The sequence below is a fragment of the Pseudoalteromonas sp. 2CM39R genome (assembly GCF_023161845.1).
Genome location: NZ_JALNTM010000003.1, coordinates 398,742 through 410,542 on the forward strand (window position 1 = coordinate 398,742; position 11,801 = coordinate 410,542).

Annotated in this window: 14 protein-coding genes; 6 read left to right on the forward strand and 8 right to left on the reverse strand. The window is 38.5% G+C overall.

Features of this window, described 5'->3' with window-relative positions; all coding sequences use genetic code 11:
• Position 1: 1 nt before the first annotated feature.
• Positions 2-1,006: a low-specificity L-threonine aldolase gene (ltaE, locus tag MTF66_RS09095; protein ID WP_008112280.1), complete on the forward strand. Its 1,005-nt coding sequence runs from the start codon at positions 2-4 to the stop codon at positions 1,004-1,006.
• On the opposite strand, the gene MTF66_RS09100 is transcribed toward ltaE, so the two are convergent.
• The 4 genes from MTF66_RS09100 to MTF66_RS09115 form a co-directional block, all read right to left on the reverse strand.
• A complete protein-coding gene (locus MTF66_RS09100; RefSeq protein WP_008112278.1) occupies positions 989-1,573 on the reverse strand; it encodes a thymidine kinase in 585 nt (194 codons plus the stop codon). The two genes, ltaE and MTF66_RS09100, sit on opposite strands and share 18 nt — an antisense overlap.
• Before the next feature lie 77 nt (positions 1,574-1,650).
• Complete coding sequence (locus MTF66_RS09105; RefSeq protein WP_138621866.1) at positions 1,651-2,118, reverse strand: methylated-DNA--[protein]-cysteine S-methyltransferase; 468 nt, start codon at positions 2,116-2,118, stop codon at positions 1,651-1,653.
• Positions 2,115-3,467, reverse strand: a complete 1,353-nt coding sequence (locus MTF66_RS09110; protein WP_138621864.1) for a DNA-3-methyladenine glycosylase 2 family protein — start codon at positions 3,465-3,467, stop codon at positions 2,115-2,117. The genes MTF66_RS09105 and MTF66_RS09110 overlap by 4 nt, the downstream gene beginning before the upstream one ends.
• A 70-nt stretch (positions 3,468-3,537) precedes the next feature.
• Positions 3,538-4,026 carry a GNAT family N-acetyltransferase gene (locus MTF66_RS09115; protein WP_010389137.1) on the reverse strand — a complete coding sequence of 163 codons (489 nt, stop codon included), beginning with the start codon at positions 4,024-4,026 and terminating at the stop codon, positions 3,538-3,540.
• A 259-nt stretch (positions 4,027-4,285) separates the two neighbouring features.
• On the opposite strand from MTF66_RS09115, the gene MTF66_RS09120 reads away from it, so the two are divergent.
• From MTF66_RS09120 to bfr (MTF66_RS09135), 4 genes are all read left to right on the forward strand, one after another.
• Positions 4,286-5,146: a cation diffusion facilitator family transporter gene (locus MTF66_RS09120; protein WP_248527065.1), complete on the forward strand. Its 861-nt coding sequence runs from the start codon at positions 4,286-4,288 to the stop codon at positions 5,144-5,146.
• 267 nt (positions 5,147-5,413) lie between these two features.
• Complete coding sequence (locus MTF66_RS09125; RefSeq protein ID WP_248527066.1) at positions 5,414-7,552, forward strand: TonB-dependent receptor; 2,139 nt, start codon at positions 5,414-5,416, stop codon at positions 7,550-7,552.
• 220 nt (positions 7,553-7,772) lie between these two features.
• The gene (gene bfr, locus MTF66_RS09130) at positions 7,773-8,246 is read left to right on the forward strand and encodes a bacterioferritin (RefSeq protein WP_008466858.1); all 474 of its coding nucleotides are present in this window, start codon (positions 7,773-7,775) and stop codon (positions 8,244-8,246) included.
• Between the two features lie 11 nt (positions 8,247-8,257).
• A complete protein-coding gene (gene bfr, locus MTF66_RS09135; RefSeq protein ID WP_008112262.1) occupies positions 8,258-8,722 on the forward strand; it encodes a bacterioferritin in 465 nt (154 codons plus the stop codon).
• A gap of 107 nt (positions 8,723-8,829) precedes the next feature.
• Here bfr (MTF66_RS09135) and MTF66_RS09140 read toward each other — a convergent pair whose 3' ends face one another.
• The 4 genes from MTF66_RS09140 to MTF66_RS09155 all read right to left on the reverse strand — a co-directional run bounded on the left by MTF66_RS09140 (position 8,830) and on the right by MTF66_RS09155 (position 11,428).
• Positions 8,830-9,024 carry a (2Fe-2S)-binding protein gene (locus MTF66_RS09140; protein ID WP_010389142.1) on the reverse strand — a complete coding sequence of 65 codons (195 nt, stop codon included), beginning with the start codon at positions 9,022-9,024 and terminating at the stop codon, positions 8,830-8,832.
• Between the two features lie 527 nt (positions 9,025-9,551).
• The gene (locus MTF66_RS09145; RefSeq protein WP_138621860.1) at positions 9,552-9,968 is read right to left on the reverse strand and encodes a VOC family protein; all 417 of its coding nucleotides are present in this window, start codon (positions 9,966-9,968) and stop codon (positions 9,552-9,554) included.
• Between the two features lie 124 nt (positions 9,969-10,092).
• Entirely contained in the window at positions 10,093-10,716 is a 624-nt protein-coding gene (locus tag MTF66_RS09150) for an SMI1/KNR4 family protein (RefSeq protein ID WP_171043255.1), read from the reverse strand.
• Positions 10,717-10,819: 103 nt separating this feature from the next.
• Positions 10,820-11,428: a hypothetical protein gene (locus MTF66_RS09155; protein ID WP_138621856.1), complete on the reverse strand. Its 609-nt coding sequence runs from the start codon at positions 11,426-11,428 to the stop codon at positions 10,820-10,822.
• A 151-nt stretch (positions 11,429-11,579) separates the two neighbouring features.
• Between MTF66_RS09155 and MTF66_RS09160 the strand changes: the two genes are divergently transcribed.
• On the forward strand, positions 11,580-11,717 hold the full coding sequence (locus MTF66_RS09160) for a hypothetical protein (RefSeq protein WP_161781326.1): 138 nt from the start codon (positions 11,580-11,582) through the stop codon (positions 11,715-11,717).
• Positions 11,718-11,801: the final 84 nt, after the last annotated feature.

Genomic DNA, 11,801 nt, shown 5'->3' on the forward strand with positions numbered 1-11,801 from the left:
CATGATAGATTTTCGCTCAGATACAGTAACAAAACCGTGCAGCAAAATGCGGGATATTATGTATCATGCCCCCGTCGGCGACGACGTTTATGGCGATGATGAAAGTGTAAACCAATTAGAAGCTTATGCTCGATTACGTTTTAATGTGCAAGATGCACTTTTTTGTAGCTCAGGCACACAAACAAATCTGCTTGCATTAATGGCCCATTGTGAACGCGGCGACGAGTATATATGTGGCCAAAATGCTCATAACTACAAGTTTGAAGGCGGTGGCGCTGCCGTTTTAGGCTCTATTCAGCCACAGCCTATTGAAAATGAAGCCGATGGTAGTCTATGTTTTACTAAAATTGCTGCAGCAATTAAACCCGATGATAGCCACTTTGCAAAAACCCGCCTGTTAAGCCTTGAAAACACCATAGGTGGTAAAGTACTCGGTATTGATTATTTACTCAAAGCACGCGAATTTGTTAACCAACATAACTTAGCACTGCATTTAGATGGTGCTCGCGCTTTTAATGCCGCTGCCGAGCTTAACGTTGATATTAAAGAAATAACCCAACATTTTGACTCTGTATCTATTTGCTTATCAAAAGGATTAGGTGCACCTGTTGGTTCATTATTGCTTGGTTCAACAGCATTGATAGCCAAAGCAAGACGCTGGCGAAAAGTGCTTGGCGGCGGTATGCGCCAAGCGGGTATATTAGCTGCTGCGGGACAATATGCTTTAGAAAATAACACTCAACGTTTAGTCGATGACCACGCTAATGCACGTTATTTAGCAAAGCAGTTAAATAACGTGGCAGGTTTTAACGTAAACATGAGTAATACCACAAACATGGTTTACGCTACGTTTGATAACAACATAAACATCACAAAACTAGCAGCCGATTTAAAAGCACAGGACATTGTGTTTAGCCCAAGTAAGCAACTTAGGCTAGTAACCCATTTAGGTATTACCAAAGCGGATATAGATACCTTTATTAAAGCCTTAACGGCCCATATTTAACGCGGCTTTATAATGTTTGCGGCACACCGATTCATAACGGTCGTTGCCGCCAATTTCTACTTGGTTGCCATCGGCAATAGCCTCGCCATTTTCATCGGTACGTAATACGTGATTTGCTTTACGCCCACAATGACACACCGTTTTAAGTTCTATTAACTTATCAGCCCAAGCAAGTAAATATTGCGAGCCGCTAAATAACTCTCCTCTAAAGTCGTTTCTTAAGCCGTAACATAATACGGGAATGCCTAATTCATCGACTACATCGGTTAACTGCATAACTTGATCTTTAGATAAAAACTGACATTCATCCACGAGTACACAATGACGTTTTTTATCACTATTGAGCGATTTAATTAGCTCGTACACGTCTTTATCCGCATCATAAATATGCGCATCTGCTTGAAGGCCTATACGAGAGGATACTTTGCCCACTCCTGCTCTATCGTCAATGGCAGCCGTGAGGATCACCGGCTCCATACCGCGCTCTTTATAATTAAACGCTGATTGTAATAAAGTGGTTGATTTACCTGCATTCATTGCAGAGTAGTAAAAGTATAATTGCGCCATGGCCGTGCCTTCAAATAAAAAGTGCGCTTATGCTACCCTAAAGTGCAGAGAATACAAATTTGGAAACGCTATTTTATTTATTTTGCTTCGTGCTCTAGTAACCATTGCTTACGCTCTAAGCCACCAGCATAACCAGTTAGCTTTTTATTTGCACCAATGATGCGGTGACACGGCACAATAATACTGATTGGGTTTTTGCCATTTGCAGCCCCCACCGCCCTCACTGCTTTAGAATTATTTAATTGTATGGCAATATCTTTATAGGTTGCCACTTTAGCAAACGGTATGCTTTGTAATGCCTGCCATACGCTTTGCTGAAATGGCGTGCCGCCAGTATCAAGCTCTAAATCAAACTCAGTACGCGTATGAGCAAAGTACTCATTAAGCTGCGCCACACAAGATAAAACATGTGAATTAGTCACCTTATTTAAAGGCGTACTGGTATAACTGGTTGGTGGATAAAACCCCACATAACTAATACCGTTTTCAGTTGCCTGAATAATAATATCGTCAATCGGGCTGGGTAAACTGGTTTGCACTATCATAATTGCTGCCAAAGTTGAAAAGTTAAGTAAGATCGAAATGGTGCACAGTTCGCAGATTCAAACGAGCTTGCTGCCGCTTGGGCTTTTTTAACCCCTAAATCGCCATCAAGTAAAATATCGGGTTGGCTTTGACCGCGCAGTTTTGCGTAATTAACCGTCCAAGGGCCAATTCCTTTTAAAGTAAGCCATTGGTCTAAATCATCCTCCTTGGGGTGAATAGCACAAAATTCAGCGAGATTATGCAGTGCATTTTTACGTGCCTGCGGCATTTTAAAAAAAGCAAAATCACTACCTGCCACTACTTCAGGTGTTGGAAAGTACACCTTTCCCTCTTGTTGCTCTGAAAGCTGTTGCACTAATTGAGTCACTAAATTATGCGCCGCAGTTACACTCACCTGCTGACCTAACACAGCGCGAATACCCGCTTCAAAGGTTGACCAAATACCCGGTAACCTTAAGCCTTTAGTAAGTGGAAATGCATTATTAATGTGTTCGCTTAAATGCGCCTCAATTAAATAAGTATCTGCATCTAAATCAAGTACACGGCGAATGTTGTTAATAACTGGCTGTAAATATTGCGTATTATCTATATCAATTTGCACCCGAAAATGATGTTTATCTGCAATAAATTCAGCATTAAAGTGGCCTCTACACGATTTATAAGTAAAAGTACGCCCATAACTGGTTGGCGTTAACCACTCTATTGGCTCTATAAGTCGTTTTGCTAAAAACCCATGCAATGCTTGCCAGTTATACGGCGGACGAAAAGGCAAAATTAAGGTGAGCCCAAGATCAGTTGAGTGCTTGGCGGTTCTGAGCGCTGAGGGCGCGATATTAAGTTGTTTTAAAAAAGCATCATTGAATCGTCGCACACTTTTAAAGCCGGAAGCAAACGCTATCTCGGTAAGCGGTAAGCTGGTTTCTTGAATCAATTTTTTTGCAAAATGGCATTGATTAAATAACCGATATTGAGTTACTGAAAGACCAAAATATTGAGAAAAAAGCCGCCTTAAATAGCGGCTGCTTATTCCTAAACGCGCAGCAAGAACTTCACAATCGCACTCGTGATATTGATCAATTAACTGCTTAGCACGCAATGCAGTGGTTTGTGATCCCAGCCAAGCAGCACTACCTGGTGCGCTATCGGGCCTGCAACGAATACAAGGCCTAAACCCGGCTTGCGCTGCAGAGTGCGCAAACTGATAGTAGGTTACATTTTTTTCATGCGCAGTGGGCGCGGGGCAAATTGGCCGACAATAAATACCTGTGGTTTTTACCGCTACATAAAAAAGCCCATCAAAACGCGCATCGCGGCTCTGACGCGCTTTTTGCCAATGCTGATTAACCATAAATTGCTCTTATAAGTTATGTAGCGCTTAGCTTAACAAAAACTAGGTATATTACTGGCCATATTCGGTACTAATCTTTGTTTGCAAAATCAATCAATGCTTGGCCCGTTAAACGATATATAATCCATTCATTCTGTGGCTCAGCGCCCATGCTATTATAAAAATCAATTGCGGGTTTATTCCAATCAAGCACTACCCACTCAAAGCGGCCACAGTCTTTGCTTATTGCTCTGTTTGCCAGCTCTTTCATGATAGCTTTACCGGCACCATTTCCACGGCTATCTGGGCTAACATATAAATCTTCTAAATAGAGACCATTTTTACCTAACCAAGTAGAGTAGTTGTAAAAATACACCGCAAAACCAATCGGTTCATCATCTTGTAAACAAATTAAACTATGCGCTGTTGCGCCGTCGCAAAACAGTGTATCTAAAATTGCTTGTTCATCTGTTTTAACTGCATCTGGCTCTTTTTCGTAAATGGCAAGCTCATTAATAAAATGCAGAATTGTTTTTGCATCACTTGGCTGTGCATCGCGAATTTCTATTGCTGTGTTCATTGTTATTAACCCTTCAAAACGACTTTTATGCCTATTAAATTTAAAATAAAAAGTGCCTAAATAATTATGATAACTTAAGCCATTAATACATTTACTTATACCCTAGCATATCGTTTTTATATTCAATACGTAACTATCACGGGCTTATTTAAATTTAGCCATTACGATATCTAAAAAACAAATTAAAACAGCGCTTTTATAAATGGTAAAAAGTTGTCATTATGAGTAAAAAGTAAAGCAATAAGAGAGTTTAACTAAAATGGGTCATGGTCACTCACACAGTCACGTTGATGATAACCAAAGTGATAAACAGCTCACCCTTGCCGTATTTATAAATATTTTACTGACTGCAGTGCAAGTTGTTGGTGGCGTATTTTCTGGCAGCCTTTCATTAATTGCCGATGCATTACATAACCTAAGTGATGCGGCCTCTATTTTTATTGCCCTCGTTGCCCGAAAAATTGGCAATAAACAGGCTGATACAACCCATCATTTTGGCTACAAACGCGCAGAAATACTAGCAACCCTTTTTAATAGCACTACGTTAATAGTCATCGGTGGTTATTTAATTTTTGAAGCCATAAATAGTTATTTAAACCCCCAACCTATCAATGGCTGGATCATTGTATGGGTTGCCGCAGTGGCGCTACTCATTGATTTAGTCACTGCGTTATTAACCTTTAAAGCCGGCGCTAAAAACAACATGAATATAAAGGCGGCGTTTATTCATAATGTGTCTGATGCAATGGCATCAATAGTCGTTATTATTGCCGGTACTTTAATCATTTTATACCAGTGGTATGTAGTTGATTTAATAGCGACAATATTAATATCACTGTACGTTATTTATCATGGCGTGCTATTACTGAAAGCGAGCTGTAGTATTTTAATGCAAGCAGCACCCATTGGTTTTGATCAGCAACTTATAAGCAAGAAATTACTGCAACAGTTTGCTATTACGCAAATAAAATCAATAAAAGCGTGGCAACTGGACGATACTACCACTCACTGTGAAATTGTGATGCAAACAGATACCCCTATTGAGCTTAATGCCATAAAACACTATTTACATGATGAATTTGCAATTGAACACTGCGTAATTGAGTGTTGTTCACCTTAGTTTGATTATACAAAGTACTTTGTAATTAAAACTGAACACATATTTATTTTTATGCCTTGTGCAACAAAACGCAGAAGGCCTGCTAACAATAATCAACTGCCGTTACGAGCATCTATTTTAACGCAACGTTATATTTGACCCCCTATAGCTTGCAATAGCATGCATGCAAATAAAAACAATTATCATTAACCTTGCGTTTACTTTAAATTACTCTTAATATTGCGCCCATCATTAATACAACTAAAACCATTCAAACGAAGGACCCGCATGTTTAAAACATCTCTGAGCTTAATTGCATTAATAGTCAGTGGCGCCAGTATTGCAGACGAATCAACGATCCAAAGAAATTTAAATCAAACAGAAATGGAGTACGTTATTGTTTCGGGTAGTCGTGTTTTTGAAAGTATTGATGAGGTCCCTGCTTCCATAACTATTATTAGTCAAAAGCAAATAGAAGCGCATTTAAAAGTTAATCCAGAATTACAAAGCCTTTTAGCACAAATGGTTCCCGGCCTTGCTCCAGATACTGGAAGCTCAAGTAATTCAGGACAAACTTTACGCGGGCGTGCCCCACTGATCATGATTGATGGCGTGCCACAGTCAACGCCACTGCGTAACGGATCATTAGGGGTAAAAACCTTAGATCCAAGCGCAATAGGTCGAATAGAAGTCATTAAAGGGGCAACGTCAATTTATGGTAACGGCGCATCAGGCGGAATTATTAATTATATTACCAAACAAGCGCAAAGTGATGGCCAAACCCAAGGTGAAATAAGCTTATCGAGTCGTTTTAGTGCGGTAAAACTTGAAGAAAGCGCAGGCGCAAGGTTATCTGCAGCATTGAATGGTCGTGCAGATAAATTTAGCTACTTAGTAACTGCAAGCTATGAAGAAAACGGTGTACAACGCGATTCGCAAGGCGATATTCTCGGTTTACAATATGGTTTATCTGATGCCGTTACACAAAATTACTTCACTAAGCTTGGCTATGACTTTGATGATGAAAAGCAACTCCAATTTAGTTATAACTACTTCAGTTCACAACAAAAAACCGACTTAGGCGATGTTGTTGGTGATATGAGCCTAGGAGAAAAAACCTACGCCATTCATGTGCCGTCAGAATTACAAAAGCAAGGTAAACCACAAGGGCCAGAAGGCAACGAAAATATAACCTTAAAATACACCGACTACGCACTGCTTGAAAACACACAAATGACGTTAGACCTCTATACGCAAGATATAGAAAATGTGTTTTTCTTCTCTCCAAACCTTGCCAATCCTGATGAGAATTATCAAGGTGGTCAATCAGTTATAAGTTCAGAAAAAAAAGGCGCCAGAGCAACTTTTAATACCCAGGTAGACTTTGACTCAGTTGAAGCGTCATTTATTTACGGAATTGATGCGTTAAATGATGTAACTGCACAACCGCTGGTTGATGGGCGTGTTTGGGTGCCAGAAATGGACATGAAAAGTGTCGCGGGCTTTTTACAAACTAAGTGGGTTATTGCTAATGACTTAATAATAAAGGCCGGTGTACGCAAAGAAAATATCGACCTTAGCGTAGATGATTATCGCACGCTTAAATTATGTAAAACGGCCACGCAATGCTCTGTGCCAATTAGCGTAAAAGGCGACACGGTTGATTACAATGCTACGACCTATAACGTGGGCATTAAATACAATCTAGATGAAAAATTCAGCCCCTTTTTAAACTACTCACAGGGATCTGATATATCAGATATTGGCCGCCTGCTTCGCTCTGCCACAGTAAATGATATAGGCCTTATTCAAACACAAGCTTCAATTATCGATAATTATGAAATTGGTTTTAATTCTCAATTTGATGCAGTTCGTTTAGAAGTCGCAGCATATCGAAGCACCTCTGAGCTTGGTACTACAAACAAATTTAATGAAGTAACCGGTGTTTATGAACCGGTTAGAGCACCTCAAGAAATTTGGGGTTATGAAGCCTTAGTAGACTACACCATAAGCCCATCCCTTAAATTACTGGCAACTTATAGTTATGTAGAAGGTAAAAATACTGAAGCCGATATATATTTAGGCTCTAAGCAAATCAGCCCACCAAAAGCCACAGCCAATCTTAACTGGCAACCTACGGACACCCTATCATTAACATTAAGTTACTTGTATGTGGGTGATAGAAAGCGCTTTGAGCCTAATGATAATGGTAAATATGTTAGCGATCAGGGACCTGTCGATAACTACACGGTTTTTAATTTAAGCGGTCAGTATCAGTTTGCAGACAACTGGAAAAGTTTTATCGGGATAGAAAACCTATTTAACCAAGACTACTTCCCTGCCCGTGCGCAATCTTACACCTATGGTGGATACAACATTAAAGGTTTAGGTACAACGGCCACAGTGGGTGTTACTTATCAATTTTGATCACTTACGCGTTCATACTTTTACGGTATGAACGCGCTTATACCCTCAACTAACTTGCTGATCTAAAATACAAATAACAACCTGTCCGTTTATTAACCAGCAATGCAAACTTAAACGAGAATCAAACTCAATATTAACCATATGATTTATAAGTAAATTACTTGCAATTCTGTGCCTATATACTAGACTAGCCACAATTAGAATTTTTAGGATAAGCGCTATGAAAGGTAATCAAAAAGTAATCGACGCCTTCAATACACTGTTAGCTAACGAATTAGCTGCTATTGACCAGTATTTTATTCATTCTCGTATGTACGACGATTGGGGCTTAAACAAACTTTATGAGCGTCTTAACCATGAAATGGAAGAAGAAAAAGACCACGCTGACTGGCTAATCAAGCGTATTCTTTTTTTAGAAGGCGTACCAAACATGACCAAACGTCGTGACCTGTTAATTGGTAACGATGTAAAAAGCATGATGCAAAACGACTTAACCTTAGAACTTGAAGTGGTTGAGTGTGTTAAAGAGGTTATTGCTATCTGTGAACAACAGCAAGATTATCAATCTCGTGAAATTTTAGAAAAGCTATTATTTGATACCGAAGAAGATCACGTCTACTGGTTAGAGCAACAACTGGGTCTGATTGACAAAATTGGCACTCAAAACTATCACCAAGCTCAAATGGGCGAATAAGGACTTATATTATGAAAGGCGATAAAGACGTTATTGCAGCACTAAATAAAGTACTTGCTAATGAGCTTGTGGGTATTAACCAATACTTTTTACATGCACGCATGTTTAAAGATTTTGGTTTTAGTAAACTAGACAAAGCTGATTACAAAGTATCGATACAAAAAATGAAAAACGCCGATCGTTTAATTGAGCGTATTTTATTTTTAGAAGGCCTGCCTAACCTTCAAGATTTAGGACGCTTACGCATTGGTGAAAACAGCGAAGAAATGATTGCCGCTAACATGAGCTTTGAACTTGATACAGTAGACGAGCTTCGTGCTGCCATTAAACTAGCTGAAAGTAAAAAAGATTACATTAGCCGTGAAGCGCTCGATAACATTTTAAATGAGCAAGAAGAGCAAATTGATTGGCTAGAAACACAGCAACTACTGATCAAAAACACTGGGCTTGAAAACTACTTACAATCGCAACTGTAAATTAAAGTTATAAATACAAAAAAAGCAGCTAAGGCTGCTTTTTTTATGTTTAATTTTTAAATGTTAAACCAATTCGTTTAGATAGGGCCTACTTTTATAAATTACTATTAAGCCACTTGATCGGTTATATCTGCAATTTGAATCAGTTTACGATTGAGGATCTTTTTAGTACAGCAACAACACTTACCGCATTGGCTGCCCACTTTAAGCTCTTTAGTTAGCTCGCGCATGGTAGTAGCACCATCGTCGATGGTTTGCTCAATTTTTTTATCGGTCACACCGTGACAAAGACAAACATACATGAATACAAACAACTCTCAATTTCATTTAGTAGGTTTATATTAATCTAAACGAAAATAGTTATCAATTGGTTTTTTATAAAATTTGAATTTTTTGCATTTTTTTTAGCCAGCGCCACTTAAGTTGAGAATTCGCGGCAGCTTGAGAATTGTTTGAGTTTCATTCGAAGTATGGCACTTAAATTGAGAATTCGCGGCAGCTTGAGAATTGTTTGAGTTTCATTCGAAGTATGGCACTTAAATTGAGATTTATTAGCTAAAGTCTGACCTTGAATTTAAGTAGGTTTAGAGGTAAATAGTTGAATGGTTGAGAATTAGTTACTTTAAAGCCAGAAGAAACCTTAATGTATAAATATAGAATTAGTGCATGGGCTATTTCCGGTTTATACCATTTGCAGACAGTGGTAACGCCCAATTAAGGGGTGAACAACGCCTCCACCCAAACCTAAAGCATTGTGCCATAAACACTAAATTTGAAGTAGAAGCAAAAATGCCGAGCGTTGTGAATCCCTCTTAAATTGCTTGTTATGCTACCTTTTCGCCATTGGATGGCCTGGGTTTAGTTGGAGCAGATCCCACAAGTTCCCATACAGGTCTTCAAACACTGCCACCGTTCCATAGTCTTGTTCTGCTGGCTCTCGAACGAAATTAATACCAATAGATTTCATGCGCTCAAAGTCACGCCAGAAATCGTCAGTATTTAAGAACAAAAATACTCGGCCACCAGCTTGGTTTCCAATAAAGTCATGCTGCTCTGGTTTCGATGCTTTAGCAAGCAACAGAGTAACACCATGAGAGTTAGGCGGGGCGACAACTACCCAACGTTTATCTTGCTCAGGTTGATAGGTATCTTCAATAAGCTCAAATTTGAGTTTGTTTACGTAAAAATCTATTGCTTCATCGTAGTCTTTTACAACCAAGGCTATATGGACAATGTTCTGTTTCATAGTATTCCTTATTGAAGATTTCGGGCCGGTAGCATAACGCCACATTAAGCGGACTAAAATTGTTGGCTAAAATGGTAGCGAAGCGAAACTGAGCCAACTGTTTTAGTTCCATTTAAATTGCTTGTTAGCTGTGATTGTGGCCAGGTACATATTTCCACGTTGGGGAGTTAAACCAATTCCCAGGATCAATACTACTCTCTGGCTTTAACCAATGTACATCATCTTCTAGTGCATCTTCTTGCAGAGTATACTTACCATCTATTAAGTCAGATGCAAACGACTCGATATATTCTTTCACCGAATCTGCAAGTTTTAATGCCACATTACAGTCATAATCAATTAATATCACTTGCCCATATGTACCATTACTCTCAGGATCTAAGTCAACACATATCAAACAAGTACCTGAATCATCTCCTATTGGAAGCCTTAACTTTCCGAAAGTGTAACTACCTTTTATACCCTCGTCGGAATGGGTTAACATCGCTCCATCATTAGGAGACTCAAGCTCAGTTACCTTTTCTATTATTTGTTCGATAGAAATAATTGGTATTCCATACGCGAAGTTTGCAAACAAATTTGGATTGATCCCATTGTGCGTTTTATATAGGGAGATTAAACTTTCTGGTAATTTACATCCAACTAATGATTCCAATTCTTCAAGTTTATTTGTTGATGCTGGACTTTGAAGTGCTTCAACAATTTTTGGAGCATTGACAGATAACCATTCAATTGCTTTTTCTAACATGGGGTACATTTCCTTATGAATAAATGAGTAACAGCTAACGCCCAAATAATGGGCTTGAATCAGTTTGCTAAAATGTTTGAGGAACGAAAAACAGCAAACTGTTTTAAGTCCTATTAATTTTCTTGTTATGTGCTCTTCTAATTAAAAATTGACCTATTGACCTAAAAAACCATGACTTTACAACTTTGTTTAACATATATAGCTGGAGTTGAGGTCCAATGAAAAACGTCTCGTTTTCACCTGTAGATAAGTTAACCTCTACTCGAATTCGGCTTATTAACTCTGCTTTCATATAAGTACTAGTTCGAAATGTACTACACACATTTTCAGCTAGTGTTTCTGGATCAAATTGAAACTCAAACGTTTCGACTGGTGCCAATTTAATAGGCATTAGTTCTTTTAATTTAGTTTGGATATTACTTATTTGGTCAATCTCAAATTTAGAGTTTGAGTTTTCTAATGACCATAAAATTTCATCTATTACTACATCTCGGCTATCTTGATTCGTGATACAAATTTTACATTCTGGCTTAGATTGAAGGTAAGGATCATTCCAGATTTGCTTACTAGAAAAGAAAACATTCCTTTTTCTATATTTTTGATCTGGTTCTTCCAGACTCTTGTTTTTCTTATAGACATACAATTGAAAACTCAACGCCATTAATGCTACAAACACTGATACCGCTGGTGCAATTTCAATAAAAGATTCCAATGCTACTCCTTAAGCACATAACAATTTAATAGTGCGCTCATCGCGCATATTTCTGCCGACTTAACGCTCATTTATCTACTTTATATAGTTTTAACAAATTACCTAAGGCATTACTATCACTAAGTTTTCTAAATTTTTTAGGTAAAGTTAAATGAACCAATATGCGGGCAGCGCTCATTTTCATGAATATATGCGCAAAGAGCAGTTTAACCAATCAATTAACGACGATATTCAGCCAGTCTCGATGACCGATTATCGCTCATACCCGAATTCTTTTGTAGCGAGCTAAGCTTAAACTCCATAAACACCGGAGTACAACTAAGCGTTTGGCATTGGTTTCTAAAAAATATGTTAATCCGCGCTACTTAGTTCT